This window comes from Streptomyces sp. cmx-18-6 (assembly GCF_046548915.1).
In the GTDB taxonomy this organism is placed as follows: Bacteria; Actinomycetota; Actinomycetes; order Streptomycetales; family Streptomycetaceae; genus Streptomyces.
Window position 1 is genome coordinate 71,376 of the sequence record NZ_JAEBEP010000005.1, and the last position, 26,992, is coordinate 98,367.

Annotated in this window: 23 protein-coding genes and 1 pseudogene; 19 read left to right on the plus strand and 5 right to left on the minus strand. The window is 71.8% G+C overall.

Going from position 1 to position 26,992, the window contains the following annotated elements; translation table 11 throughout:
- The first annotated feature begins 159 nt into the window (after nucleotides 1-159).
- The 3 genes from ACLJPL_RS13535 to ACLJPL_RS13545 all read left to right on the plus strand — a co-directional run bounded on the left by ACLJPL_RS13535 (nucleotide 160) and on the right by ACLJPL_RS13545 (nucleotide 4,505).
- Nucleotides 160-1,005, plus strand: a complete 846-nt coding sequence (locus ACLJPL_RS13535) for an FAD binding domain-containing protein (RefSeq protein ID WP_411081047.1) — start codon at nucleotides 160-162, stop codon at nucleotides 1,003-1,005.
- Nucleotides 1,002-3,806, plus strand: a complete 2,805-nt coding sequence (locus tag ACLJPL_RS13540; protein WP_411081048.1) for a molybdopterin-dependent oxidoreductase — start codon at nucleotides 1,002-1,004, stop codon at nucleotides 3,804-3,806. Before ACLJPL_RS13535 ends, ACLJPL_RS13540 begins: the two co-directional genes overlap by 4 nt.
- Before the next feature lie 231 nt (nucleotides 3,807-4,037).
- On the plus strand, nucleotides 4,038-4,505 hold the full coding sequence (locus ACLJPL_RS13545; protein WP_411081413.1) for a molybdopterin-dependent oxidoreductase: 468 nt from the start codon (nucleotides 4,038-4,040) through the stop codon (nucleotides 4,503-4,505).
- A gap of 48 nt (nucleotides 4,506-4,553) precedes the next feature.
- Here the strand turns inward: ACLJPL_RS13545 and ACLJPL_RS13550 are convergent, their stop codons facing one another.
- Complete coding sequence (locus ACLJPL_RS13550; RefSeq protein ID WP_411081049.1) at nucleotides 4,554-5,048, minus strand: MarR family winged helix-turn-helix transcriptional regulator; 495 nt, start codon at nucleotides 5,046-5,048, stop codon at nucleotides 4,554-4,556.
- Nucleotides 5,049-5,438: 390 nt separating this feature from the next.
- On the opposite strand from ACLJPL_RS13550, the gene ACLJPL_RS13555 reads away from it, so the two are divergent.
- Nucleotides 5,439-6,461: a GDSL-type esterase/lipase family protein gene (locus ACLJPL_RS13555; protein WP_411081050.1), complete on the plus strand. Its 1,023-nt coding sequence runs from the start codon at nucleotides 5,439-5,441 to the stop codon at nucleotides 6,459-6,461.
- Nucleotides 6,462-6,562: 101 nt separating this feature from the next.
- Here the strand turns inward: ACLJPL_RS13555 and ACLJPL_RS13560 are convergent, their stop codons facing one another.
- On the minus strand, nucleotides 6,563-7,210 hold the full coding sequence (locus ACLJPL_RS13560; protein ID WP_411081051.1) for a nitroreductase family protein: 648 nt from the start codon (nucleotides 7,208-7,210) through the stop codon (nucleotides 6,563-6,565).
- A 214-nt stretch (nucleotides 7,211-7,424) separates the two neighbouring features.
- Between ACLJPL_RS13560 and ACLJPL_RS13565 the strand changes: the two genes are divergently transcribed.
- The 4 genes from ACLJPL_RS13565 (at nucleotide 7,425) to ACLJPL_RS13580 (ending at nucleotide 11,333) form a co-directional block, all read left to right on the plus strand.
- A complete protein-coding gene (locus ACLJPL_RS13565) occupies nucleotides 7,425-8,474 on the plus strand; it encodes an iron-siderophore ABC transporter substrate-binding protein (RefSeq protein ID WP_411081052.1) in 1,050 nt (349 codons plus the stop codon).
- A gap of 50 nt (nucleotides 8,475-8,524) precedes the next feature.
- Complete coding sequence (locus ACLJPL_RS13570) at nucleotides 8,525-9,562, plus strand: FecCD family ABC transporter permease (protein WP_411081053.1); 1,038 nt, start codon at nucleotides 8,525-8,527, stop codon at nucleotides 9,560-9,562.
- Nucleotides 9,559-10,626 (plus strand): FecCD family ABC transporter permease, encoded by a 1,068-nt coding sequence (locus ACLJPL_RS13575; RefSeq protein WP_411081054.1) that lies wholly within the window; start codon nucleotides 9,559-9,561, stop codon nucleotides 10,624-10,626. The genes ACLJPL_RS13570 and ACLJPL_RS13575 overlap by 4 nt, the downstream gene beginning before the upstream one ends.
- Nucleotides 10,627-10,751: 125 nt before the next feature.
- Nucleotides 10,752-11,333 carry a hypothetical protein gene (locus ACLJPL_RS13580; protein ID WP_411081055.1) on the plus strand — a complete coding sequence of 194 codons (582 nt, stop codon included), beginning with the start codon at nucleotides 10,752-10,754 and terminating at the stop codon, nucleotides 11,331-11,333.
- Nucleotides 11,334-11,457: 124 nt separating this feature from the next.
- On the opposite strand, the gene ACLJPL_RS13585 is transcribed toward ACLJPL_RS13580, so the two are convergent.
- A complete protein-coding gene (locus tag ACLJPL_RS13585; RefSeq protein ID WP_411081056.1) occupies nucleotides 11,458-12,135 on the minus strand; it encodes a DedA family protein in 678 nt (225 codons plus the stop codon).
- 71 nt (nucleotides 12,136-12,206) lie between these two features.
- Nucleotides 12,207-13,091 carry an SIS domain-containing protein gene (locus ACLJPL_RS13590; protein ID WP_411081057.1) on the minus strand — a complete coding sequence of 295 codons (885 nt, stop codon included), beginning with the start codon at nucleotides 13,089-13,091 and terminating at the stop codon, nucleotides 12,207-12,209.
- Between the two features lie 324 nt (nucleotides 13,092-13,415).
- On the opposite strand from ACLJPL_RS13590, the gene ACLJPL_RS13595 reads away from it, so the two are divergent.
- The 11 genes and pseudogenes from ACLJPL_RS13595 (at nucleotide 13,416) to ACLJPL_RS13645 (ending at nucleotide 26,440) form a co-directional block, all read left to right on the plus strand.
- Nucleotides 13,416-14,213 (plus strand): DeoR/GlpR family DNA-binding transcription regulator, encoded by a 798-nt coding sequence (locus tag ACLJPL_RS13595; protein WP_411081058.1) that lies wholly within the window; start codon nucleotides 13,416-13,418, stop codon nucleotides 14,211-14,213.
- A gap of 126 nt (nucleotides 14,214-14,339) precedes the next feature.
- Nucleotides 14,340-14,744 carry a cell division protein SepF gene (locus ACLJPL_RS13600; protein ID WP_411081059.1) on the plus strand — a complete coding sequence of 135 codons (405 nt, stop codon included), beginning with the start codon at nucleotides 14,340-14,342 and terminating at the stop codon, nucleotides 14,742-14,744.
- Nucleotides 14,745-14,959: 215 nt separating this feature from the next.
- Nucleotides 14,960-15,318 (plus strand): annotated as a pseudogene (locus tag ACLJPL_RS13605) (nucleotide pyrophosphohydrolase).
- A gap of 124 nt (nucleotides 15,319-15,442) precedes the next feature.
- Nucleotides 15,443-15,943: a DUF6099 family protein gene (locus ACLJPL_RS13610; RefSeq protein WP_411081060.1), complete on the plus strand. Its 501-nt coding sequence runs from the start codon at nucleotides 15,443-15,445 to the stop codon at nucleotides 15,941-15,943.
- A 94-nt stretch (nucleotides 15,944-16,037) separates the two neighbouring features.
- The gene (locus ACLJPL_RS13615) at nucleotides 16,038-16,961 is read left to right on the plus strand and encodes an LLM class F420-dependent oxidoreductase (protein WP_411081061.1); all 924 of its coding nucleotides are present in this window, start codon (nucleotides 16,038-16,040) and stop codon (nucleotides 16,959-16,961) included.
- Nucleotides 16,962-17,080: 119 nt separating this feature from the next.
- A complete protein-coding gene (gene mmuM / locus ACLJPL_RS13620) occupies nucleotides 17,081-17,998 on the plus strand; it encodes a homocysteine S-methyltransferase (RefSeq protein WP_411081062.1) in 918 nt (305 codons plus the stop codon).
- A gap of 109 nt (nucleotides 17,999-18,107) precedes the next feature.
- Nucleotides 18,108-19,643 carry a 3' terminal RNA ribose 2'-O-methyltransferase Hen1 gene (locus ACLJPL_RS13625; RefSeq protein ID WP_411081414.1) on the plus strand — a complete coding sequence of 512 codons (1,536 nt, stop codon included), beginning with the start codon at nucleotides 18,108-18,110 and terminating at the stop codon, nucleotides 19,641-19,643.
- Nucleotides 19,640-22,225, plus strand: a complete 2,586-nt coding sequence (locus ACLJPL_RS13630; protein ID WP_411081063.1) for a polynucleotide kinase-phosphatase — start codon at nucleotides 19,640-19,642, stop codon at nucleotides 22,223-22,225. Before ACLJPL_RS13625 ends, ACLJPL_RS13630 begins: the two co-directional genes overlap by 4 nt.
- Nucleotides 22,226-22,328: 103 nt before the next feature.
- The gene (locus ACLJPL_RS13635) at nucleotides 22,329-23,564 is read left to right on the plus strand and encodes an arginine deiminase (protein WP_411081064.1); all 1,236 of its coding nucleotides are present in this window, start codon (nucleotides 22,329-22,331) and stop codon (nucleotides 23,562-23,564) included.
- Nucleotides 23,565-23,703: 139 nt separating this feature from the next.
- On the plus strand, nucleotides 23,704-24,708 hold the full coding sequence (gene argF / locus ACLJPL_RS13640; RefSeq protein ID WP_411081065.1) for an ornithine carbamoyltransferase: 1,005 nt from the start codon (nucleotides 23,704-23,706) through the stop codon (nucleotides 24,706-24,708).
- Nucleotides 24,709-24,931: 223 nt separating this feature from the next.
- The gene (locus ACLJPL_RS13645; RefSeq protein ID WP_411081066.1) at nucleotides 24,932-26,440 is read left to right on the plus strand and encodes an amino acid permease; all 1,509 of its coding nucleotides are present in this window, start codon (nucleotides 24,932-24,934) and stop codon (nucleotides 26,438-26,440) included.
- Here the strand turns inward: ACLJPL_RS13645 and ACLJPL_RS13650 are convergent.
- Complete coding sequence (locus tag ACLJPL_RS13650; protein ID WP_411081067.1) at nucleotides 26,391-26,840, minus strand: ATP-binding protein; 450 nt, start codon at nucleotides 26,838-26,840, stop codon at nucleotides 26,391-26,393. The genes ACLJPL_RS13645 and ACLJPL_RS13650 overlap by 50 nt on opposite strands.
- Between the last annotated feature and the right edge of the window lie 152 nt (nucleotides 26,841-26,992).

Below are 26,992 nucleotides of genomic sequence, written 5' to 3' on the forward strand. Positions count from 1 at the left end.
CGCATGCACGAGGTCAATACGAGTCCTCGCATCGTAAATGCAAGGTCAGGAGAGGAAAACACCTCTTGGTTGATCCTCCAGTGCCACGGTCCGGGCCTGGTGTATTTCCGTACGGTGAACCAGTCGTGCGGGCCCCCGCCCCGGCGCTTCACTGACGCCATGGACCTCAACACGGTGCTCGATGTACGGGACGCCCGCAGCCGCGTTCCCTGGCGGCCGGGCGACGCCTGGCTCGGCGGGGGCACCTATCTCTTCTCCGAACCGCAGCCGCATCTGCGCCGGCTGGTGGATCTGAGCCGGATGGGCTGGGAGCCGGTGCGGGAGCTGCCGGACGGCTCGCTGGAGATCGCGGCGACCTGCACGATCGCGCGGCTGTCGCGGTTCGCGAAGACGTGGCGTGCGCCGGCGGCCCCCCTCTTCGAGCAGTGCTGCCGGGCCTTCCTCGCCTCGTTCAAGATCTGGAACATGGCGACGGTCGGCGGCAACCTCTGCAACGCCCTGCCCGCCGGACCGATGATCTCGCTCACCGCCGCGCTGGACGGAGTGTGCCTGCTGCGCGCCCAGGACGGCTCGCTACGGCGGGTGCGGGCGGCGGAGTTCGTCGTCGGCGCGGGCCGAAAGGACCTGGGCGAGGGCGAGTTGCTGCGCTCCATCACCCTGCCCGCCCGCGCCCTGGCCTCCCGTACGGCGTTCCGCCAGGCGTCCCTGTACGGGCTCGGGCGCTCGGGAGCCCTGGTCATCGGGGCCCTGGACCCGGTCGACGGGTCGCTGACCGTGACGGTGAGCGCGGCGACCGTGCGGCCGTTCCGCTTCTGGTTCCCGCTGCCGCCGGACCGGGAGTCCCTGCACCACGCGATCGACGGGGCGGTCGCCGCCGACGACTGGTTCGACGACATCCACGGACTGCCCGCGTGGCGGCGGCACATGGCCCTCCGCTTCGCCGAGGAGATCCGCCGCGAACTGACGGCCGGGGAACGGGAATCGACCTCAGGGGAAAAGGGATGAGCTACGGGATCCACATCAACGGCCGGCCCTTCGAGGACGAGCCCCGCGCCGGCCAGTGCCTGCGCACCTACCTCCGCGAACGTGGCTGGTTCGGCGTCAAGAAGGGCTGCGACGCGGGCGACTGCGGGGCGTGCACCGTCCACGTGGACGGCGAGCCGGTGCACAGCTGCCTCTACCCGGCCCTGCGGGCCGAGGGCCGAGCCGTCACCACGGTCGAGGGCCTGGCGACGGTGGACGGCGAACTCCACCCCGTACAAAAGAAGTTCCTGGACGCGCAGGGCTTCCAGTGCGGCTTCTGCACCGCCGGATACCTGATGACGACGGCAGCCCTCGACGACGAGCAACTGGCCGACCTGCCCCGGGCGTTCAAGGGCAACATCTGCCGCTGCACCGGCTACCGGGCCATCGAGGACGCGGTGCGCGGCGTACGGCACACCGAGGAGCCGGACGCCGGGCGGGCGGTCGGCCGCAATCTCGGCGCACCCGCCGGGCCCCAGGTGGTGACCGGAACCGCGCGCTACACCTTCGACGTCGACGTTCCCGGCCTCCTCCATATGAAGCTCCTGCGCTCCCCGCACCCGCACGCCCGCATCCTCGCCGTCGACACCGCCGCCGCCCTGCGCGTCCCCGGCGTCCACCTGGTCCTCACCCACCACGACGCCCCCGAACGCCTCTATTCCACCGCCCGCCACGAGCACCCCACCGAGGATCCCGACGACACCCGGCTGCTGGACGACACCGTGCGCTACGCGGGCCAGCGTGTCGCCGCCGTGGTCGCGGACAGCGAGGCGGCGGCCGAGGAGGGGTGCCGCCGCATCGAGGTGACGTACGAGCGACTCCCGTACGTCACCGACCCCGAGGAGGCGATGCGGCCCGGCGCCCCGGTCATCCACGACAAGGGACCCGAGTCGCGCATCGCCCGCCCCGAGAACAATGTCGTGGGCGAGGTGCACGGCGAGATCGGCTCGGTCGAGGACGGGTTCGCCGAGGCCGACGTCGTGTACGAGGAGACCTTCCGCACCCAGCGCGTCCAGCACGCCAGCCTGGAGACGCACGGCGCGGTGGCCTGGTACGAGACGGCCGAGGACGGTGCGGAACGCCTCACCGTACGCTCCAGCACCCAGACCCCCTTCCTCACCCGGCGGGCCCTGTGCGCCCTGTTCGACCTGGAGTTGAAGCAGGTACGGGTGCTGGCGGGCCGGGTCGGCGGCGGCTTCGGCGGAAAGCAGGAGATGATCGTCGAGGACATCGTGGCGTTCGCCGTGATGCGGCTGCGACGCCCGGTCAAGCTGGAGTTCACCCGCGCCGAGCAGTTCTACGGGGCGACCACCCGCCACCCCTTCACCATCCGGGTCCGGGCGGGCGCACGGGCGGACGGCACGCTGACCGCGCTCCAACTCCGCGTGGTGTCCAACACCGGGGCGTACGGGAACCACGGCCCGGCCGTGATGTTCCACAGCGTCGGCGAGTCGATGGCCGTCTACCGCGCCCCGCACAAGAAGGTGAACGCCTACTCCGTCTACACCAACTCCGTCCCGGCGGGCGCTTTCCGGGGCTACGGCCTCGGGCAGGTCGTCTTCGCGGTCGAGTCGGTGATGGACGAACTGGCCCGCCGCACCGGCGTCGACCCGCTGGTCTTCCGCGAACGCAACATCATCGGTCCCGGCGAGCACATGATCAGCCCCGGCGGCGAGGAGGAGGACCTGGAAATCGCCAGTTACGGGCTCGACCAGTGCCTCCAGGTCGTACGGAACGCGATCCAGGAGTACGGAGAAGGGGACGGGGGCGGGAGCGGACACGGGTTCCGCGACGACGTGCCGGAGGGGTGGCTCGTCGGCCAGGGCGCCGGGATGTCGATGATCGCCACCGGTCCGCCCGGCGGCCATTTCGCGGACGCCACGGTGAAGTTGCTCGAGGACGGTACGTACGACATCGCGGTCGGCACCGCCGAGTTCGGCAACGGCACCACGACCGTCCACCAGCAGATCACCGCCGGTGCGCTCTCCACGACCGTGGACCGGATCGCGATCCGCCAGTCGGACACCGACGTGGTCCGGCACGACACCGGGGCCTTCGGCTCGGCCGGGACGGTGGTGGCGGTCAAGGCAGTTCTGAAGGCGGCCGACGAACTCGCCCTTCGGATAGTGGACTTCGCGGCACGGCACCTGGGTGTGGAGCATGGCGTCTGCCGGCTGACGGTGGACGCGGTGGAGTACGCCGGGCCGGAGGGCGAGGGGTGCGAAGTCAGCCTGAAGGAGCTGTTCCAGGCGGCGCGCACGGCGGGACGGGAGCTGTCGGCGGACGGACACTGGGGCGGTTCGCCGCGCTCGGTGGCCTTCAACGCCCAGTGGTTCCGGCTCGCCGTGGACCCGGACACCGGCGAGATCCGCATCCTGCGCAGCGTCCACGCCGCCGACGCGGGCAAGGTGATGAACCCGATGCAGTGCCGGGGCCAGGTGGAGGGCGGGGTGGCGCAGGCGCTCGGCGCCACGCTCTTCGAGAACGTACGGCTCGATGAGCGCGGCGAGGTGACCACGGCCGCGTTCCGCCGCTACCGGCTGCCGCAGTACGCCGATGTGCCGCGCACCGAGGTGCACTTCATGGAGACGTCGGACGCGATCGGCCCGCTGGGCGCGAAGTCGATGAGCGAGAGCCCGTTCAACCCGGTCGCCCCGGCCTTCGCCAACGCGCTGCGCGATGCGACGGGGATCCGGTTCACGGAGCTGCCGCTGACCCGCGACCGGGTGTGGCTGGCGCTCGCCGAGGCGAGGGGAGAGACCCGGGATCCGGAGATCTCCTAGTCCCAGATGCCACGAGGAAAGCCCCTTCGAGTTGGCTCTTGCTACGGATACGGGGGATTCCCTCTCGCTTCTGAGGTTCGGGGGTGTTCGCTTCGGGCATCACGTACAACGGGGAGCGTGGCCGGGGCGGTTCGCGTCCGAGGTGCGTCGTCGCTGCTCGTGGCATGTGGCACGTCGTTGTCGAGCCCGAGGGGGAAGCCGGTGGCGGTGGACAGGCTCGACGCACGGGATGTGGGCGGCGGGCGGGCGGATGCGCCGCTCCGGTCGTTCGCCCTGACGGGCGAGGTGCGTCGGCCGGTGGCGCTCACGGTCCGGGATCTGCGTGGGGGCTGGCCGCAGCACCGCGCGGCGGTGACCTTCGACTGTGCGACCGGCGGACCCCGAAACCACACGTTCGAGGGGCCGTTGCTGCGGGAGGTCGTCTCCGCCTCGGGCCCGGCGTTCGACCCGCGCGGACGCAAGGACCGTTCGCGCTTCCTGCTGGCCGTCACGGGCCGGGACGGCCACCACACGGTGCTGTCGTGGGCGGAGATCGACGCGGACTTCGGCGACGCGCCCGTGCTGCTGGCCACCCGGATGGACGGCCGGTCGCTGGAGCCGGAGGGCAGCCAGCTCGTGGTGCCATCGGACCGGTGCGGGGCCCGCTATGTCAGCGCGATCACCCGGGTGTGGGTGGGCGGCTGCGCGTCGCCCCCGTGACGGACGGAGCCGCGCGGCAGGGGGGACCGGCCGCGCCCCCCGCCGGGCTCAGCCGACGTCGAGGATCTTGCCCATCAGCCGGGTCAGGGTGCGGCGTTCGGCCGCCGTGAGAGCGCCGAAGGCCCGGTCCAGCAGGTGCGGCACGCCCTTCTCCGCCTCCTCCAGCACCGGTCCCGCCTCCGGCGTCAGCGTCACCGCGTAGGCCCGGCGGTCCCGGGGATGGCGCTCGCGGCGAACGAGACCGGAGTCCTCCAGTCCGTCGATGCACCCCACCATCACGCTGCGGTCGATCCGCAACTGCTCGCTGAGCTCCTGCTGCGAACAGGGCCCCACATCGCTCAGCATCTTCAGCACCAGGTGCTGAGCGACCGTGAGGCGACGCCCGGACGACTCCTCGTCGAGCGTCCGGGTCACCAGTGTGGTCGCCCGGCACAACGCGATGTCGGGGCGCTCCTGCGCCAGCCTGGAGAAGTACTGGCCGCGCCCACCGGCCTCCGGCTCCCGGCTGGGCGAGGTGAGACGGGAAGGCTGTGTGGCGGTCAAGGCTGCTCCTCCTGCGGTTCAGGGCGGCGGGCGGGCCATCGGGCGACGCGAGATTGTCCGGCTCCAGAACGTTTTCCGCCCTCCAGCCTAGACCCGCCGCGATGCGACGGGCTCGGACTCCACCAGGAGGCCGTTCGCGTGGAGCGAAGAGCTCTTCCAAGATTGTTTGTGTACAGACTATTGGTGCTGATACGTTTCTGTTCCTCGCGCCGCCCACATCCCCGAAGCCGTCCCCGATGCCGATGCCGATGCCGACGTCGCTTTCGGCAGCGCCGGTCCGGCTCAGGAAGGTGACCGATCACGCCGTCCGACGCCACCCCCTCTTCCTCGCCCTCTCCCTCCCCCTTCCCCTCTCCCTCCGCTTCGACCGGCCCGGGGCCGAGCGCGTCCGTGGAGCGGTTCGCCCCGGACGATCCCCGGCTGTCCTTCGACGGGATCGTCGGCTGGAGTCACGGGAGCGGCAGCGGTCTCCTGCCGTCGCGGATGCCTCTGGACCGGCTCGCCACCGCCATGTCGGACAACCTCGCGCGACTGGCCCGCACCACCGCCGGAGTGCGCTTCGCGGTCCGGACCGACGCCGCCTCCATCGAGCTGGACGTGGAGATCGGCCCCGGCGGCTCACCGCTGGACGTCCGGGTCGACGGCGTCCTCGCCCACCGCTGGACGGGCGGGCCCGGCCGGCACCGGATCGGCTTCGCCCTGCCCGCCGGGGGCGGTACCCCGGTGGAGGTGGAGGTCTGGCTGCCGCACCTGTCGGTCACCCGGATCGCGGCCGTCACCCTGAGCGGTCACAGCGCGGCCCCGCTCGCGGTGGACCGGCCGGGGCCCCGCTGGGTGGTGTACGGAAGCTCGATCACCCACTGCATGTTCGCCGCGGGCCCCTCGGAGACCTGGCCCGCCCTGGTGGCCGCGGAGCGCGGGTGGCGGCTGCGCAACCTGGGGTTCGCGGGGGAGGCGTACCTCGACCCGGTGGTGGCCCGGGCCGTCCGGGACGCGCCGGCGGACCTGATCACCCTGGAGCTGGGCGTCAACGCCTATATCCGGGGCGCGTTCACCGCACGGACCTGGGGCCCCGCCGTCTGCGGTTTCGTGGAGACCGTCCGCGACGGCCACCCGGGCGTCCCCGTCGTCGTACTCACCCCGCTCGCCTCGCCCGGGCGCGAACAGGCGGCCAACAGCGCGGGAATGACGCTGTCGGAGGCCCGGGCCAGGACCGCCGATGCGGTGCGCGTCCTCCAGCGGCTGGGGGACCGGGATCTCCACCTGCTGGACGGGCTCGCCGTCGTACCCGTCGAGGACGCCGGGCGGGTGTACGCGGACGGCCTCCACCCCACCGCCGAGGGCGAGCACGTCCTCGCCGGTCGGATCGGTGCGGCGCTCGGGAAGCTTCCGCTGCCGCCGGGAGCGAGCTGAGAACGCCGCCCCGCCATCGGCGGAAGTCGTCGTCCCGCATGGGCAGTTCACCGATGAGGGCGGCGCCACGACGAACCTTCGTGGCGCCCCGTCCCGTCCGCCTACCAGGCGTCCCAGTGCGCGATCTCGGCCACATCGGTCCGGGGCCCGGGCCGGAAGTCCGTACCGATCGTGTGCGCGACCGGGATCAGCGCCGTCTGGAGCACGGTGTCGTACGGGATGGACAGGAGATCGGCGGCCTCCCGCTCGTAGTGCAGATGCGGGGTGGTCCAGGCGGTGCCGAGCCCCCGTGAGCGGGCGGCCAGCATGAACTGCCAGACCGCAGGGAGGATCGAGCCCCAGGTGTTCGCCTGCCCCACGTGCGAGGCGTTCTCGTGCCGTCCCTGGACCCGGATGCACGGCACCAGCAGCACGGGGACCTCGTGCAGATGGTCGAACAGGTACTGGGCGCTCTCCGCGATCCGCAGCCCGCCCGCCGGATCACCCCGGTTCACCCCGTCCCGTACGACCTGCTGGCGGGGCCGGGCGAGCCCGAGGCGGTACAGGTCCGCCAGGGCTGCGCGTTTGGCGGGGTCCGTCACCAGGACGAAGTCCCAGCGCTGCCGGTTGCGGCCGGTCGGGGCCTGGGTGGCGAGCTGCAGGCATTCCTCGATCAGGGCGCGTTCCACCGGCCGGTCCAGGTCGAGGCGTTTGCGGACGGCGCGGGTGGTGGTCAGGACTTCGTCGGCGGTCAGGTCGAGCGGGGACATGGAGCTCCGTCCGTACGGCGATCGGTGAACCCGGGCACGCCCGACGGTACGGAGAAATGATCTATAGGTCAATCATCTTCAACAAGATTGAATTGCTGTCGATTGTGTGAGGTGCGCGCTCCTGCCGGAAGGGGAGGGGGGTCATGAAAGATCCCTGTACGTTTAGCTTAGGCTTGCCTAACTCTCACCGCTCGTCCAACCATGAGGAACACCCATGCTCGGCTTCACCCGCGTGCGTCGTCACACCCTTGCCGCTTCGGCCACCGCCGTCGCCCTCGCCGTCGCCCTGGCCGGCTGCTCCTCGGACGGTGACGGCGACAAGGACTCGGCGAAGGGCGCGGCGAAGAGCGACGGCGCCTTCCCCGTCTCGATCAAGAGCTCGCTCGGCACGGCGAAGATCGACGAGAAGCCCGAACGCATCGTCACCCTCGGCCAGGGTTCCGCCGAGACCGCGATAGCCCTCGGCCAGACCCCGGTCGGCATCGAGAGCTACCCGTGGGGCAGCGACAAGTCCGGCTACCTCCCGTGGATCAACGAGGCCGTGAAGAAGTCCGGCGACGAGCTCCCCAAGCAGTTCACGGGCGGCGAGGAGATCGACTTCGAAGCCATCACCGAGCTGGAGCCCGACGTCATCCTGGCCCCCTGGTCGGGCATCACGCAGAAGCAGTACGACGTCCTCAAGGACATCGCCCCCACGGTCGCCTACCCGGACCAGGCGTGGAGCACCGACTGGGACCAGCAGATCGACATCATCGGCAAGGCGCTCGGCCGGACGAAGGACACCGACGGCCTCAAGAAGAAGATCGAGAAGCAGCTCTCCGACGCCGCGGCAACCCGGCCGAACTACAAGGACGTCACCTTCTCCTACATCTACAACAACGGCCCCGGCTCCCTCGGCGTCTTCAAGCCCGAGGAGCAGCGCGTCAAGATGGTCTCCTCGCTCGGCCTGAAGGTCGACCCGGTCGTCGACGGCTTCAAGGAGACCCCCGGCACCGACTCGGCCCTCATCGGCCTGGAGAACGCCGAGAAGCTGAAGGACAGCGACCTGATCTTCACGTTCTACACGGACGCGAAGAACCGCAAGCAGATCGAGGGCCAGAAGCTGTACGGCGCGATCCCCGCGATCAAGAAGGGCGCCGTCGTCGCGAGCAACGACAACTCCTTCGTGACCGGCTCCTCGATCATCAACCCGCTGACCGTGCCGTGGACGATCGAGCGCTACCTGCCGATCATCGACAAGGCCATCAAGACGGCGGGCGAGTAACCCCCGCCGGGTATCCGGAGCACCGAGGCCACAAGGCACACTTCACTCCCATGGCAACCACCACGGTCGCACCGCCGAGCGGCGCCGGTACCTCCCGTACCGGCGCCGCTCGGGTGGCGTTCCTCCTGCTCGCAGCGGTCGCCGCGCTGACGGTCGCCCTCTGCGCGAGCGTCATGTTCGGCAGCCGCAGCACCTCGCTCGGCGATGTCCTCGGCGTCCTCGCCGGCACCGCCGACGACAACGTCACCGCCATCATCGAGAGCCGCTACCCCCGCACCGCACTCGGCGTCCTCGCCGGACTCTGCCTCGCGGTGGCCGGAACCCTCATGCAGGGCGTCTCGCGCAACCCGCTGGCCGAACCCGGCCTCCTCGGCATCAACGCCGGCGCCTCCGCGAGCGTCGTCGCCGCGACCGCCTGGCTCGGGGCCTCCGGCGCCACCGACACCATGTGGTGGGCGCTGCCCGGAGCACTGATCGCCGGAGTGCTCGTCCATGTCATCGGCTCCGCCGGTACGGGGACGAGCGTCGTGCGCCTCGTGCTCGCCGGAGCGGTGCTCACCGCCGTACTGATGGCGTTCATCCAGGCGGTGACGCTCAGCAAGCCGCAGGTCTTCGACAGCTACCGCTACTGGGTCGTCGGGGCCCTCGGCGGCCGGGACTTCGACGTCCTGTGGTCCGTCCTCCCCTTCGCCGCCGCCGGTTTCCTCCTCGCCCTGGTCCTCGGCCCCGGCCTCAACGCCCTGGCCCTCGGCGACGCGACCGCGCTCGCCCTCGGCTCGCACCCCGCGCGCACCCGGGGCGGCGGGCTGCTCGCCGCCACCCTGCTCAGCGCCGCCGCGACCGCCGCCGTGGGCCCGATCGCCTTCGTCGGCCTCGCCGTACCCCATGTCGTACGCGTCCTGGTCGGCGTCGACTTCCGGGTCCAGATCCTCTTCTCCGCGCTGATGGGCCCCACCCTGCTGCTCCTGGCCGATGTGGTGGGACGGGTCGTCATGCGCCCCAGCGAACTCATGGTCGGCGTCGTCACCGCCTTCATCGGCGCACCCGCGCTGCTCATCGCCGTACGCAGGATGCGGGGCACGTCATGACCGTCACCGAACATACCGCCCCCGTACGCAAGGCCCCCCGGGGCTACCTGGTCATCGGCCGTACCGTGGCCGTCCCCATGCGCCGGGCCTCCGTGCTCGCGGGAGCGGGGCTCTTCGTCCTCCTCCTCGTGGCGGCCGTGGCGACGCTCACCTGGGGCCGGCTGGGCCTCGACCTGCCCGACCTGCCCGCCGCCCTCCTCGGGGACGCCGAGGGCAAGGACCGGTTCGTCTTCAACCGGCTGCGCGGCCCCCGCCTCACCGTCGCCATCGGCGTCGGCGCGGCGCTCGGCCTCTCCGGCGCGCTGTTCCAGTCCGTCACCCGCAACCCGCTCGGCAGCCCCGACGTCATCGGGCTCTCCGCCGGAGCCGGGGCGGGCGCGGCCATCTCCGCGCTGATGTTCCCCGGCACGGTCCCCGTCGCTGTCGGCGCGCTCATCGGCGCGGTCGCCGCGATGGCCCTCGTGTACGTCTCCACGGGCACCGGCTTCCGCAACCCCGCCCGGCTCGTCATCGCCGGCATCGGGGTCGCCGCGATGGGCGCGGCCGTCACCCAGTACGTCGTCTACGCCCTGGAACGCGACAAGGCGTCCGTCCTCACCGCGTACGTCAACGGCAGTCTGACCGCCCGTTCCTGGACCGACGCGACCACCATCTGGCTGGTCCTGCTCGCCGCCGCCCCGCTGACCGCGCTGATCTCCCGGCGGCTCGACATCGGGGAGATGGGCGACGACATCTCCGAAGGGCTCGGCTCCGAGCCGAAGAAGGCCAAGACCCTGGCCGTCGTCCTCGCCATCGCGCTCTCGGCCGCCGCCGTCAGCGTCTCCGGCCCCATCGCCTTCATCGCCCTGACCGCCCCGCAGATCGCCAAACGCCTCACCCGCGCCTCCGGCCCCCACCTGCTGCTCTCCGGCCTGACCGGCGGCCTCCTGCTGGTGGCCGCCGACCTCTGCGCGCAGCAGCTGCCGCTCTTCGAGGACCTGCCGGTGGGGATCTACACCATGGCGATCGGCGGCGCGTACCTCGGCTATCTGTTGATCCGCGAGTGGCGCAAAGGGGTGCTCTGATGACGGCGAGAACGACCGGGACCGGGCCGGAGAGCGGTGCCGGGAGCGGTGACAGGGGTGGTTACGGGGGTGACGGGAGCGGTGACGACTGGTCACGTACAGGTTCGTGGACCATACTGCCCGCCGTGGAGCAGAGCATAGATTCGAACAAGAAGCCCGAGTTCGCCGCAGGCACCGACCCGGCGTTCATCCCCCTTCCCGGCCTGGCGGCGCCCGTCGCGCCCCGGAAGCCCGAACCCGAGCCGGAGGCCGATGCGGCAGCCGATCCGGAGGCCGTCGCGGAAGCCGATGCGGAATCCGGTCCTGAAGCCGGTCCGGAGTCCGACGACGCGCCCGAGACGGCAGCGGGGCAGGCAGACGCGGCGGCTACGGACGCCGAAGCGGAATCGAAAGCGGAGAAGGGGGAGGAGGACGGGGACGCCGAGGACGGCCCGGTCTTCGAGGTGAGCGACCGCCGTGGCTCGATCCGGGTGGCCCGGGAAGGGGTCAGGTTCCGGCTGGACGACCAGCAGGCCGAGTTCGACTGGGCCGAGATCGGCGCGGTGGAGATCAAGCCGGCCCGGTTCGGCCGCAGGTTCACCGTGACCGTGCACCTGTCGACCCGGCGCTGGTTCAACGCGGAGGTCGAGGCGGCGAGCCGGAGCGAGCTCAAGAGCTGGCCGGCCGAGCTGGACGCCGTCCTGGACGCCTACTTCGAGGAGTCCTGAACCGGCGGCCGCACCCCGGGCGGCCGAGGGCCGTCGGACACCCTCCAGCGATGCTCCCGGCGCTCGCGGCACAGCGGCGTCCGGGAGCGCCGGTGGCGGACGCGCCCGGACGGGCGGCGTCGGGTCACTCGTCGCCGCGTCTGTTCCCGCGTCGGTTTCCGCGTCGGTCGCGGCCCCGGACGCGCATCACCACGTAACAGATCAACGCCACCACGGCCAGCGCGAGCACGGCCTTGGACATGACCCCGACATACGTGCCGACCACGTCCCAGCGGTCGCCGAGCCAGTAACCCGCCATCACCAGCACGGTGTTCCAGATCAGGCTGCCGACCGTCGTCAGCGCGACGAACACCGTCAGCGGCATGCGCTCCACGCCCGCCGGCACGGAGATCAGGCTCCGGAAGACCGGCACCATGCGGCCCAGCAGGACCGCCTTGGTGCCGTGCCGCGCGAACCACTCCTCCGTGCGCACCAGGTCCGAGGCCCTGACCAGCGGCAGCTTCGCCCACAGGGCGTGCATCCGCTCACGGCCGAAGGCGGCCCCGATCCCGTACAGCGCCACCGCCCCGACGACCGAGCCGAGCGTCGTCCAGAACAGGGCCGAGGCCAGGCTCAACACCCCCTGCGCGGCGGCGAAGCCGGTCAGCGGGAGGATGATCTCGCTGGGCAGCGGCGGGAACAGGTTCTCCAGGGCGATGGCGAAACCGGCTCCCGGCCCGCCGAACGTCTCGACCAGCCCGGTGGCCCAGCCCGCGATCCCGCCCTTCGGCTCCTCGGCGGCGACGGCGTGTGCGAGGTGCATGGGGGCTCTCCGGCGGTGCTGGTCGGGTGCGCGGAGGGGAAACCGGCCGCGTCCTGTCCGGCCATCCTGCCTCAGAGCTGGTCGAGGACCACCGAGCGGGTCAGGTGGCGGGGCCGGTCGGGGTCGAGCCCCTGCGCCGCCGCACGGGCGATCGCCAGCCGTTGTACGCGTACGAGGTCGGCCAGCGGGTCGAGTCCGCCGGCCACCCACCGGGCGCCCGTGGCCCGCACCTGCTCCGCCAGGCCCTCGGGGGCGGTGCCGAACATCCAGGTCGCGGTGCCCGCCGTGCTGACGCTGATGGGCCCGTGGCGGTACTCCATCGCCGGGTAGGACTCGGTCCACGCCAGCGACGCCTCCTTCATCTTCAGCGCCGCCTCATGGGCCAGGCCGACCGTCCAGCCCCGGCCGAGGAAGGAGAACTGGGCGCACTCCAGCAGCCCTTCCGGCAGCGGCTCGGCGAGGGCCCTCTCCGCGTCCCGTACCGCGTCCTCGGTGTGCAGACCGAGGTGGGCCCGCAGCAGGGTGAGGGCGGTCGTGGCGAAACGCGTCTGGACGACGGACCGTTCGTCGGCGAAGTCGAGGACGACGAGATCGTCGGCCGCCGCCCGCACCGGGGTCCGCGGATCGGCGGTGATGGCCACCGTGCGGCAGCCGGGGCGCACCCGCTCCAGCAGGTCCAGCACCTCGGTCGTCGTCCCCGAGCGGGTGAGCGCGACGACCCGGTCGTAGGCGCGGCCGACCGGGAACTCGGAGGCGGCGAACGCGTCCGACTCGCCCTGGCCGGAGCCCTCGCGGAGCGCGGCGTAGGACTGCGCCATGAAGAAGGAGGTCCCGCAGCCGACGACGGCGATGCGCTCCCCGGCGGCGGGCAGGACGGCCGCCTGATCGTCCGCCAGCGCGGCGGCGCGGCGCCAGCAGGCGGGCTGACTGGCTGTCTCGGTCTCGGCGTACGACACGTCTGCACTCCACGGGACGGGGGCGGGGAGGAGGAAGGGCGGGCAGGCCCGGGACGGGGCCGGGCGGCGGGTGAAGCCTCCATGTGGAATCCTGCACGTTACATGCGCTTATCGAGCACGAACAAGCAAGAACAGGCAAGAGCGGGCGCGGACAGGCACGGACAGGCACGGACAGGCGTGATGCGCGAGGTTCGGAGCTGATCGCCGGGGCCCCGGTGGAAGCCGGTCACCGGGCCCCTGTGCGAGGCTAGCGGCGGTCCGGCCACCGGCGACCGCGTTCCCGGGAAGCGCGGAGCCCGCCGCCGGACGGTTGAGGAGACGCACGTGGCCAGGGACGCCCGGTGGGACGCGCTGCTGGAACTGGTCGGCAAGCACGGCAGGGTGGAGGTCGAGGAGGCGGCGGCGACGCTCGCCGTATCGGCCGCGACCATCCGCCGCGACCTGGACCAGCTCGCCGAACAGCACCTGCTGACCCGCACCCGGGGCGGCGCGGTCGCGCACGGGGTCTCCTACGAGCTGGCGTTGCGCTACAAGACCGGTCGGCACGCGCCCGAGAAGCAGGCCATCGGCCGCGCGGTCTCCGAACTGGTCGCGGTCGGCGAAGTGGTCGGCCTGACCGGAGGCACGACGGTGACCGAGGTGGCCAGGGCGCTGGCCGTGCGTCCCGACATCGTGGGCGAGGCGACGGTGGCGGGCGGGCAGCCGACGCTCACGGTCGTGACCAACGCGCTCAACATCGCGAGCGAACTGACGATCCGGCCGCAGATCAAGATGGTCGTCACGGGCGGCGTGGCCAGGCCGCAGTCGTACGAACTGACGGGACCTCTGGCCGTCGGCGTGATGAACGAGATCACCCTCGACGTCGCCGTCCTCGGGGTGAACGCCATCGACCTCGAACGCGGTGCCTACGTCCACCACGAGGGCGAGGCCAGCGTCAACCGGCTCCTCGCCGAGCGGGCGCAGCGGGTGGTGATCGCGGCGGATTCCTCGAAGATCGGCAAGCGGGCCTTCGCCCGGGTGTGCGACCTCGGGGCGGTCGACGTGCTGGTCACCGACTCCGGCATCACGGTGGAGGCGAGGGAGCGGTTCGGTGAGGCGGGGGTCCAGGTCGTGGCGGTGTGAGACCGACTCGATCCGGCCCTTCGCCGTGTCGGTGGTACGCCGAACGGGTGAGGGACGAGAGGATTGCCCGATGAACAGTGAGCGCAGCCGGCGCGAACCCGACCGGCTAGAGGACGGGGTGGCCCTGTGAGCAGGTACGACAGGTACGACAGATATGACGCCACCGACGAACAGTGGGAGGGGCTCGCCCAGGTCGTACCCCTGCGCGGCCGCGACGAGTGGCCGTCCCGGATCGACCACCGCACGGTCCCGAGCGAGCGCGCGGCCGAACAGCGACGCCTGGTCGTCCTGCGGGTGCAGGTCTTCGCGGACGCCCGCGAGGTCGCGGAGTACCTGGTCGCCCAGGTGCCGGTGCTGCTCGACCTGACGGCGGCGGAGACGGACGTGGCCAAGCGGATCCTCGACTTCAGCAGCGGCGTGGTCTTCGGTCTCGGCAGCGGCATGCACCGCGTCGACCGCAACGTCTTTCTGCTCGCCCCGGAGGGCATGGAGGTCGAGGGGGTCACTCCGGCGGGGCTGACCCACTCGTAGGACCCTCCGGCGCCCTTCTCGACTCTCCCCTCGCGCGCGCACTCGCCGGCCCCGACGCCGGACGCCCTTGACGAGGCGTCCGGCGCGGCGACGGGGGCCGGTGGGGAGGGACCGGTGACGGCGGACTACGGCGGCGGGGGCTGCGGCGACGGACCATGGCCGTGGACTGCGGACCGCGGACCGTACTGACAGACCCCGGTGGTAGACCTGGGGCCGTGACAGAAGTCGATGTGGCAGAACTCCAGCGACGGCTGGCCGCGTTCGCGGCGGCGCGGGACTGGGGGCAGTACCACACCCCGAAGAACCTGGCGTCCGCCCTGAGCGTCGAGGCGTCCGAACTGGTCGAGATCTTCCAGTGGCTGACGCCCGAACAGTCCGCCCGGATCATGGACGAGCCGGAGGCGGCCCACCGCGTCGCCGACGAGGTCGCCGATGTGCTCGCCTATCTCCTCCAGTTCTGCGAGGTGCTGGGCGTCGACCCACTGCGGGCGCTGGCGGCCAAGATGGACCGGAATGAGGCGCGCTTCCCCGTCCCCACCCTCCGGAACCCCAGGATCGTCACTCTTCGGAGTGATCGACTTATCCACAATCGACTTGGTGTCCACAGATTTCCGATTTCCTCTGGCCTTACGGTGCTGTCTACCTCACTGTGGGTAATGAATTGGGTGAGCGGGTTTTCGTACGGACGGGGGAAACACATGGAAGCGGAGCGACTCATCGAGGCGGGTCGGCGGGCGCTGGCGGAGAGCCGGGGCGCGCTGGACGTGATGGCGGAGGCATGGCAGGCGCAGGCTCTCGCGCGGACGGTCGGCAGCCGGCTGGCGCTGCTGGGCCCGATGGAGTTACGGGGTGAGGCGCGGGCGCTGGGAGAGATCGGCGGCGGGTGCTCGGCGCCGGACCACCCGGCGGTGCTCTCCCGGGGCGCGAGGGCGGCGCAGCTCTCCGGGATCTCCGATGTGCGGGCGGCGCTGACGGGACTCTCGCTGCTGCTGGGCGAGGCGGGGATCGCGCTCGTCGGGGTGGCCTGCGACACGGGGGAGGACGGCCTGTACTGGCAGTGCATCGAGGCCATGGACGCCGCGGACGAGTCGCTCGACCGTGTGCACGGGCTGCTGAGACGGCTGTCGGAGCGGGAGAGGGAGCGCGACGGCCCCTACGGCGGGATACGCGGCCCGGCGCCGTCGGCGGCGGGGCCCTGAGGGGTGGGGGACCGGGGGAGATAGGGAGAAGGTGAGGGGCGGAGGTGGCCTGGCCCGGGAGGAAGAGCCACCGGTGAAGGGGCAGGATGGGTGCATGGATCTTCGAATCTTCACCGAGCCCCAGCAAGGGGCCGACTACGACACTCTGCTCACCGTCGCCAAGGCTGCCGAGGACCTCGGCTTCGACGCCTTCTACCGCTCGGACCACTACCTCCGCATGGGCTCCGGCGACGGTCTGCCCGGACCGACCGACGCCTGGATCACGCTGGCCGGTCTCGCGCGCGAGACCAAGCGGATCCGGCTCGGCACACTGATGACGGCAGGCACCTTCCGGCTGCCCGGTGTGCTCGCCATCCAGGTCGCCCAGGTCGACCAGATGTCCGGCGGCCGGGTCGAACTGGGCCTGGGCGCGGGCTGGTTCGAGGAGGAGCACAAGGCGTACGGCATCCCGTTCCCGAAGGAGAAGTTCGGCCGGCTGGAGGAGCAGCTGGCGATCGTCACCGGCCTGTGGGCGACGGAGGTCGGCAAGACCTTCAGCTACGACGGCACGTATTACCAGCTCACCGACTCGCCCGCGCTGCCCAAGCCCGCCCAGGCCAAGGTGCCGGTCCTGATCGGCGGCCACGGCGCGACCCGCACCCCGCGCCTCGCCGCGCAGTACGCGGACGAGTTCAACATCCCCTTCGCCTCCCTGGAGGACAGCGAGAAGCAGTTCGGCCGGGTCCGGGCGGCGGCGAAGGCGTTCGGGCGCGACCCCGACGACCTGGTGTACTCCAACGCCCTGGTCGTCTGCACGGGCAGGGACGACGCCGAGGTGGCCCGGCGGGCGGCGGCCATCGGCCGGGACGTGGAGGAGCTCAAGGCGAACGGGCTGGCCGGCTCGCCCGCCGAGGTGGTCGACAAGATCGGCCGGTACGGGGCGATCGGCTCGTCCCGGATCTACCTCCAGGTCCTCGATCTGGCCGACCTGGACCACCTGGAACTGATCTCCTCACAGATCCAGTCCCAGTTGACCTGACCTGACCTGACCTGACCTGACCTGACCTGACCTGACGTGACCGGGCCCGACCCGACCTGCCCCGACCCGTTTCCGTCGCGCGTCGCGGATACCGGAAGACCGATGAGGAGGAGGCGCCCGTGAGCTCCGGCCGTACGCTCGCCGACGCACTGGGCGAAGGGCCCGTCCTGCTGGACGGCGGACTCTCCAACCAGCTGGAGGCGCAGGGCTGCGACCTCTCCGACGCGCTCTGGTCGGCCCGGTTGCTGGCCGACGCGCCGGAACAGATCGAGGCCGCCCACCTGGCGTATCTGCGTGCGGGCGCGCGGGTGCTCATCACGTCCGGCTATCAGGCCACCTTCGAGGGGTTCGCGCGCCACGGGATCGGTCCGGACCGGGCCGAGGCGCTGCTCGCCCGCAGCGTGGAGCTGGCCCGGCGGGCCGGTGACGCGGCGCGCCGGGCCGATCCGGGGCGGGAGGTGTGGGTCGCCGCGTCGGTCGGCCCGTACGGGGCGATGCTCGCGGACGGCAGCGAGTACCGGGGCCGTTACGGGCTCACCGTCCGGGAGCTGGAGCGCTTCCACCGCCCCCGGATGGCGGTGCTCGCCGAGGCGGGGCCCGACGTGCTGGCGCTGGAGACGGTGCCGGACCTGGACGAGGCCGAGGCGATGGTGCGGGTGGCCGAGGAGACGGGGCTGCCGCTCTGGCTCTCGTACAGCGTCGCCGGCGGCCGGACCCGGGCCGGGCAGCCGTTGGAGGAGGCGTTCGCGGTGGCCGCCGGGCGGGAGCGGGTGGTGGCCGTCGGGGTCAACTGCTGCGACCCGGCCGAGGCGGAGGAGGCGGTGCGGGCGGCAGTGGCGGTCACGGGCAAGCCGGCCGTCGTCTACCCGAACAGCGGAGAGGGCTGGGACGCCGAGGGCAGGGGATGGACCGGGCGGGCCACCTTCGACCCGGCCCGGGTGCGGGCCTGGACGGGGGCCGGGGCCCGGCTCGTCGGGGGCTGCTGCCGGGTGGGACCGGACCGGATCGGGGAGCTGGCGGGGCTGCTGGAGAGCTGAGCGGGGGAGGCCGGCGGCGCTGCCGGAGAGCCGAGTCGGGTATCGGCGGGGCTGCTGGGCATCGAAAATGCCTGGTGAGGGAGGGGAGGTGAGGACCATAATCGGGCGGGTGTTCCTGACGATCAGTACGACCGGCACCCCTGAACGCCCCGCCACGGACCTCGGCTTCCTGCTGCACAAGCATCCCGACCGGGCGCAGGCGTTCTCCACCTCGCACGGCGCCGCGCACGTCTTCTACCCCGAGGCGTCCGCCGAGCGCTGCACGGCCGCACTCCTGCTGGAGGTGGATCCGGTGGCGCTGGTGCGGCGCGGCAAGGGCAAGGGCCGGGGCGGAGCGCCCGACGCGGCGCTCGCGCAGTACGTCAACGACCGCCCCTACGCGGCCTCCTCGCTGCTCTCGGTCGCCCTCGCCGCGGTGTTCAAGTCCGCGCTGGGCGGTGTCTGCCGGGCCATGCCCGAGCGGGCCGGGGCTCCTCTGCCGCTGCGGATCGAGGTGCCCGCGCTGCCCGCCCGGGGCGGTGCGGAGCTGGTGCGCAAGCTGTTCGCGCCGCTCGGCTGGGAGCGGGTCGAGGTGACGGCGGTGGCGCTGGACGAGCAGTTCCCGGAGTGGGGCGACTCGCGCTACGTACGTCTGGTCCTGGAGGGGGAGTCGCGGCTGGCCGACGCCCTGCGCCAGCTCTACGTCCTGCTGCCCGTGCTCGACGACGCCAAGCACTACTGGGTCGCGCCCGACGAGGTGGACAAGCTGCTGCGGGCCGGTGAGGGCTGGCTGGCCGACCACCCCGAGCGCCCCCTCATCACCCGGCGCTATCTCTCCCACCGCTGGGGGCTGACCCGCCAGGCCGACCAGGCCCTGGAGCTGGTCCGGCTCGCGGAGTCGGACGACCTCGACGTGGACAGCGTCGACAACGCGGTGGACGAGAGCACCGACACCGAGGAGAAGCCCGTCCCGCTCGCCGAGCACCGGCGCACCGCGATCCTCGACGCGCTGCGCACGGCCGGTGCGCACCGGGTGCTCGACCTGGGTTGCGGCCAGGGCCAGTTGGTGCAGGCGCTGCTCAAGGACGTGCGGTTCACCGAGATCGTCGGCGTCGACGTGTCGATGCGCGCCCTCACCATCGCCTCGCGCCGGCTGAAGCTGGACCGGCTGGGGGAGCGGCAGGCGGGCCGGGTGACCCTCCAGCAGGGCTCCCTCACCTACACCGACAAGCGGCTCAAGGGGTATGACGCCGCCGTGCTCAGCGAGGTCATCGAGCACCTCGACCTGGACCGGCTGCCCGCGCTGGAGTACGCGGTCTTCGGTGCGGCCCGCCCGGGCACGGTGCTCGTGACCACGCCGAACGTGGAGTACAACGTTCGCTGGGAGACCCTCCCGGCCGGACATGTGCGCCACGGGGACCACCGCTTCGAGTGGACCAGGGCCGAGTTCCGGGCCTGGGCGGGGAAGGTCGCCGAGCGCCACGGGTACACCGTCGCGCATCTGCCCGTGGGGCCGGACGACCCCGAGGTCGGACCGCCGACCCAGCTGGCCGTCTTCACCCTGGCCGACACCGCGACCGACAAGGACAACGACCACAAGAACAACCACGACAAGAACAACGACCACAAGAGCAACGGCAAGAAGAGGGAGGCGGAAGCCGCATGACGAACAACGACACCAGCACGACCGACAGCACCGACGTCACCGGCACCGCCGCCCGCACCCTGCCCGTGACCGACCTCTCCCTCGTCGTCCTCATCGGCGCCAGCGGATCGGGCAAGTCCACCTTCGCCCGCAAGCACTTCAAGCCCACCGAGATCGTCTCCTCGGACTTCTGCCGGGGCCTCGTCGCCGACGACGAGAACGACCAGAGCGCCAGCGGCGACGCCTTCGACCTGCTGCACTACATCGCCGGCAAGCGCCTGGCCGCCGGACGGCTCACCGTCGTCGACGCCACCAGCGTCCAGTCCGAGAGCCGCAAGCAGCTCGTCCGGCTGGCCCGCGAGCACGACGTGCTGCCCATCGCCATCGTGCTCGACCTCCCCGAAGAGGTCTGCCTGCGGCGCAACACGGCCCGACCCGACCGCGCGGACATGCCCCGCCACGTCGTCCAGCGCCACCGCCGCGAGCTGCGCCGCTCCCTGCGCGGCCTGGAGCGCGAGGGCTTCCGCAAGGTGCACATCCTGCGCACCGAGGAAGAGGCCGAGAGCGCACAGGTGGTCCTGGAGCGCCGCTACAACGACCTGCGCCACCTCACCGGCCCGTTCGACGTCATCGGTGACGTCCACGGCTGCCGCTTCGAGCTGGACACCCTGCTCGGCAAGCTCGGTTACGTGGACGGCGCCCACCCCGAAGGGCGTACGGCCGTCTTCGTCGGCGACCTCGTCGACCGGGGCCCCGACAGCCCGGGCGTGCTGCGCCGCGTGATGTCCATGGTCGCGGCGGGCAACGCCCTGTGCGTGCCGGGCAACCACGAGAACAAGCTCGGCCGCTACCTCGCGGGCCGCAAGGTCCAGCAGACCCACGGCCTCGCCGAGACCATCGAGCAGCTGGAGCGTGAGGACGCCGAGCACCCCGAGTTCCGGCAGCAGGTGCGGGAGTTCATCGCCGGGCTGGTCAGCCACTACGTGCTGGACGGCGGCAATCTGGTGGTCTGCCACGCCGGGCTGCCGGAGAAGTACCACGGCCGCAACTCGGGCCGGGTCCGCTCGCACGCGCTGTACGGGGACACGACGGGGGAGACCGACGAGTTCGGCCTGCCCGTGCGCTACCCGTGGGCCGAGGACTACCGGGGCCGCGCCGCCGTGGTCTACGGCCACACCCCCGTGCCCACCACCTCCTGGATCAACAACACCATCTGCCTGGACACCGGCGTGGTCTTCGGCGGGAGGATGACCGCGCTGCGCTGGCCGGAGCGCGAACTCGTCGACGTACCGGCCGAGAAGGTCTGGTACGAGCCCGTCAGGCCGCTGACCACCGAAGCGCCCGGGGGCCGGGAGGGCAGGCCGCTGGACCTCGCGGACGTCCAGGGCCGCCGGATCGTGGAGACCCGGCACATGGGCCGGCTCGCCGTGCGCGAGGAGAACGCGGCCGCGGCGCTCGAAGTGATGAGCCGGTTCGCCGTCGACCCGCAGCTCCTGGCCTACCTCCCGCCCACCATGGCCCCCACCGCGACCTCCCGCGAGGACGGCTTCCTGGAGCACCCGGCCGAGGCGTTCGCGCAGTATCGCGGCGACGGAGTCGAGCGGGTCGTGTGCGAGGAGAAGCACATGGGCTCCCGGGCCGTCGTCCTGGTCTGCAAGGACGCCGCCGCCGCGACCGCCCGGTTCGGCGCCAACGGCCCCACCGGGGCCCTCTACACCCGCACCGGCCGCCCCTTCCTCGACGACCGGGACATGACCGAAGTGATCCTGGACCGGCTGCGCACCGCCGTCACCGCCGCCGGGCTCTGGGAGGAGTGGGACACCGACTGGGCGCTGCTGGACGCCGAGCTGATGCCGTGGTCGCTGAAGGCCGGCGGCCTGCTGCGCTCGCAGTACGCGGCGGTCGGCGCGGCCTCCGGCGCGGTGTTCCCGTCCGCCCTCGCCGCCCTGGAGACGGCCGCCGCCCGGGGTGTCGAGGTCGGCGACCTCGCCGGGCGGCAGCGCGGCCGGGCCGAGGACGCGGCCGCGTTCACCGAGGCGTACCGGCGCTACTGCTGGACCACCGAGGGGCTGGACGGGGTGCGGCTCGCCCCGTTCCAGATCCTCGCCGTCCAGGGCCGTTCGCTCGCCGCCGTCCCCCACGACGAGCAGCTGGCCTGGCTGGACCGGCTCGTCGAGCACGACCCGACCGGGCTGCTCCAGGTCACCCGGCGGCTCGTCGTGGACCTGGCCGACGAGGCGTCCGTCCGCGCGGGCGTCGACTGGTGGCTGGAGATGACCGGGCGCGGCGGCGAGGGCATGGTCGTCAAGCCGCTCGGCGCGCTCGTCCGGGACGCCAAGGGCCGCCTGGTCCAGCCCGGCGTCAAGGTGCGCGGCCGGGAGTATCTGCGGATCATCTACGGCCCCGAGTACACCCGCCCGGAGAACCTGGAGCGCCTGCGCTCCCGGTTCCTCGGCCACAAGCGCTCGCTCGCGCTGCGGGAGTACGCCCTGGGCCTGGAGGCCCTGGACCGGCTGGCCGAGGGCGAGCCGCTGTGGCGGGTCCACGAGGCGGTGTTCGCCGTCCTGGCCCTGGAGTCGGAGCCGGTGGACCCCCGGCTCTGAGACCGGGCGCCGGCTCCGGCGACCCGGCACGGACTCCGGCAGCCGCTCCAACCCGTGGGCGATTCGCGGGGTGAACGGCGCTCCGCCCGGTGAGGATGAGGACATGGGATTCCATGTCGACTCCGAAGCCGGGCGGCTGCGCCGCGTCATACTGCACCGCCCCGATCTGGAACTGAAGCGGCTCACCCCCCGCAACAAGGACGCGCTCCTCTTCGACGACGTGCTCTGGGTGCGCCGCGCCCGGCAGGAGCACGACGGGTTCGCCGACGTCCTGCGCGACCGGGGCGTGGAGGTGCACCTCTTCGGCGACCTCCTCCAGGAGTCCCTGGACATCCCCGTCGCCCGGCGGCTGGTGCTCGACCGGGTCTTCGACGAGAAGGAGTACGGGCCGCTCGCCACCGAGCACCTGCGCTCCGCCTTCGAGGAGCTGCCGTCCGCGGAGCTCGCGGAGGCGCTGGTCGGCGGGATGACCAAGCGCGAGTTCCTGGAGCGGCACAGCGAGCCGACCTCCGTCCGCTTCCATGTGATGGACCTGGACGACTTCCTGCTCGGCCCGCTGCCCAACCACCTCTTCACCCGGGACACCTCCGCCTGGATCTACGACGGGGTCTCCATCAACGCGATGCGCTGGCCCGCCCGGCAGCGCGAGACCGTCCACTTCGAGGCGATCTACCGTCACCATCCGCTGTTCACCGGGCCGGAGGCGGGCGTCTTCCACCACTGGTCGGAGGGGCAGGACGACTACCCCTCGACGATCGAGGGCGGTGACGTCCTGGTCATCGGGCAGGGCGCGGTGCTGATCGGGATGAGCGAGCGCACCACCCCGCAGGCGGTGGAGATGCTGGCCCGGGGGCTCTTCGACGCCGGCTCCGCGCGGACGATCGTGGCGCTCGACATGCCGAAGGGCCGGGCGTTCATGCACCTGGACACGGTGATGACGATGGTCGACGGCGACACGTTCACCCAGTACGCCGGGCTCGGGATGCTGCGCTCGTACACGATCGAGCCGGGCAGCGGCCCCCGCGAGCTGAAGGTCACCGACCACCCGCCGGAGCACATGCACCGGGCCATCGCCGCCGCTCTCGGCCTCGACGCGATCCGGGTCCTCACCGCCACCCAGGACGTGCACGCCGCCGAGCGCGAGCAGTGGGACGACGGCTGCAACGTGCTGGCGGTCGAGCCGGGCGTCGTCGTCGCGTACGAGCGCAACGCGACCACGAACACCTATCTGCGCAAGCAGGGCATCGAGGTCATCGAGATCCGGGGCAGCGAGCTGGGGCGGGGGCGCGGCGGGCCGCGCTGTATGAGCTGTCCGGTGGTGCGGGACCCGGTGCAGTAGCGGGAGCGGTGGCCGGGCGGCGTCCGGGGCGGTCAGGGGGCTGTATAGGAATGCAGGTAGTCGTATAGACTTCCAGCGTCACGCGTCGACCCGTCCCCCTCCGGACCCGTCGATCCCGTCCCACTCTGGAGCAGCCATCATGGCCATCGACCTCACCGGCCGCCACTTCCTCAAGGAGCTGGACTTCACCTCCGAGGAGTTCCTCGGCCTGGTCGCGCTGGCCGGTGAGCTGAAGGCGGCCAAGAAGGCGAGGGCGGAGGTCCAGCGGCTGCGCGGCCGGAACATCGCGCTGATCTTCGAGAAGACCTCGACGCGTACGCGCTGCGCGTTCGAGGTCGCCGCCGCCGACCAGGGGGCCTCCACCACCTACCTGGACCCCTCCGGCTCCCAGATGGGCCACAAGGAGTCGGTGAAGGACACCGCTCGGGTGCTCGGCCGGATGTTCGACGGGATCGAGTACCGGGGGGAGAGCCAGCAGGCCGTCGAGGAGCTGGCCGCGCACAGCGGCGTCCCCGTCTTCAACGGGCTCACCGACGACTGGCACCCCACGCAGATGCTCGCCGACGTGCTGACCATGACCGAGCACAGCGACAAGCCCGTCACGGGCCTGGCCCTCGCCTATCTCGGCGACGCCCGCTTCAACATGGGCAACTCCTACCTGATCACCGGCGCCCTGCTCGGCCTGGACATCCGGATCGTGGCCCCCGAGGCGTACTGGCCCGCGGCCCCGGTCGTGGAGCGGGCCCACCAGCTCGCCTCGGTCAGCGGGGCTACGGTCACGCTCACCGAGGACGTCGCCGAGGGTGTCCGGGGGGCCGACTTCGTCGCCACGGACGTGTGGGTGTCGATGGGGGAGCCCAAGGAGGTCTGGGCCGAGCGGATCGCCGCGCTCGCGCCGTACGCCGTGACCATGGACGTCCTGCGCGCCACCGGCAACCCGGACGTGAAGTTCCTGCACTGCCTGCCCGCCTTCCACGACCTCGGCACCCAGGTGGGCCGGGACGTCCACGCCGCGTACGGGCTCAGCGAGCTGGAGGTCACCGACGAGGTCTTCAAGTCGGCGCACTCGGTGGTCTTCGACGAGGCCGAGAACCGCATGCACACGATCAAGGCCGTGCTGGTGGCGACGCTGGCGGACGCGTAGCCGCCCCGGCGGCCGGGGGTTCGTATGGCCATTCGCCCGATTGGGTGAACATGCGCGGTGGTGGCTACGATGTCGCCTCTGGTGGGGTTCGGGCCGGTGCCTGTCGTCAAGCTGCCGTCTGCCGTGCGGCGCCTGGCTCGCACGCTCGAACCCCTTACCCGTGCGCCGTCCACGCGCACGGGGCCGTCCCCCCACTGCACCACCAGAGAAGAGAACGTCCCGCATGAGCCCCGGTCTGCCGTCGTCCGGCACCCCGAAGCGCCCCGGTCTCCCGAACCTCTCGAAGCCCGGTCTGCGCCGCAAGAGTCCCGATCAGCTCATCGCCGAGTCCGGCGGCGACCTGGAGGGCCACGGCCTCAAGCGGACGATGGGCCTCTTCCAGCTCGTCTGCTTCGGCGTCGGCGCCATCGTCGGCACCGGCATCTTCGTCGGCCTCTCCGACACCGTCGCCGAGTCCGGGCCCGCCGTCGTGGTCTCGTTCATCCTGGCCGCGATCACCTGCATCTTCACCGCCTTCTCCTTCGCGGAGCTGGGCAGCGCGATCCCGGTCTCCGGGAGCTCGTACTCCTTCGCGTACGCCGCCCTCGGCGAGCGCACGGCGTTCCTCGTCGGCTGGTGCCTGATGCTGGAGTACGGCGTCTCGGTCTCCGCGGTCGCGGTGGGCTGGAGCCAGTACGTCAACGAGCTGCTGAACAGCCTGATCGGCTGGGAACTGCCCGCCGCCGTGTCCGCCGGGCCCGGCGACGGCGGCGTGATCAACCTCCCCGCGGTCGTCGTGATCGCCATGGCCGCCACCCTGCTGGTGCGCGGCGTCCGGGAGAGCGCGGGCGCGACCGCCGCCATGGCGGTCCTGAAGATCGGCATCCTGCTGGCGTTCTGCGCGATCGCGTTCACCGCGTTCCAGGACGACAACCTCGTGCCGTTCGCCGGCCACGGGCTCGGCGGGATCACCGCGGGCGCGTCGCTGGCGTTCTTCTCGTACATCGGCTTCGACGCCATCACCACCGCCGGCGAAGAGGTCAAGAACCCGCGCCGGAACATCCCTGTAGCCATCCTGATCTGCATCGGCGTCGTCACGCTGCTCTACTGCGCGGTGGCCCTGTCGGCCATCGGCGCGCTCGGCGCGGACGCCGTCTCCGACAAGCCCGCCGCCCTCTCGCTGGTCGTCAACCAGGTCACCGACTCCACGGTCGGCGGCGGCATCATCGCCTTCGGCGCGGTCGTCGCGATCGCTTCCGTGGTGCTCGCCGTGATGTACGGGCAGACCCGCATCCTGATGTCGATGTCCCGCGACGGGCTGATCCCGCGCGTCTTCGAGCGGGTCTCGCCCAAGACCCACACCCCGGTCGCCAACACCTGGATCGTGGCCTGCGTCTTCGCCGTCCCGGCCGCGTTCGCCTCGCTGGACGTCGTCGTCAACCTGACGACCATCGGCACGCTCGCCACCATGGTCGCGGTCAACGTCGCGGTCGTGGTGCTCCGCCGCCGCAACCCGGAGCTGGAGCGGACCTTCCGGGTGCCGCTCTACCCGGTGAGTCCGCTGCTCGGCGTCGCGTTCTGCCTGTATCTGATGTACGGGACCGGCTGGACGACCTGGGTCCAGTTCGCGGTCTTCCTCGCCGCCGGTTCGCTGCTCTACGCCTGCTACGGGCGCAAGCGGTCCCGGCTCGTCACCGCCGGCGTCAGCTCTCCGGGGACGGACCCGGCTGGGACGGGATCGCCGGAAGCGTGAACCAGACGGCCTTGCCGTGCTCCGTGGTGCGGTGACCGCAGGCGGAGCTGAGGGTGCGGATCAGCAGCAGGCCGCGGCCGTGCTCCTGCCAGGGGTCGACCTCGAAGCCGGGCTGCGGCCGGGACAGGTCGCCGGGCGGGGCCGGGTCGTGGTCGTGCACCTCGACCTGGCAGCCGGTGGGCAGCAGCTCCACGACCAGTTCGATGGGCTCGCTGCTCATCGTGTGCTCGACCGCGTTGGCCACCAGCTCGGCGGTGAGCAGCTCGGCGGTGTCGCTGTCCGCGGGCGCGTCGATGTCCGACAGGGCCGTACGGACCAGAGCGCGGGCGATCGGCACGGCCGCCGTCGAGTGCGGCAGGGCGATACGCCAGGAAGCGGGAACAGGGACATCGGGCGGCACGGCGGGGTTCCGTTCGGGAGCGGGTCTTCCTTGTAGCGGGACTTCTCGACTCATCGGGTCTCTCGACTCGTCTCGGGGTCTCTCTCGACGCGTCATCGGGGCTCCGTGATTCGTCATCGGAGTTCCGCGACGCGTCATCGGGACTTCTCGAC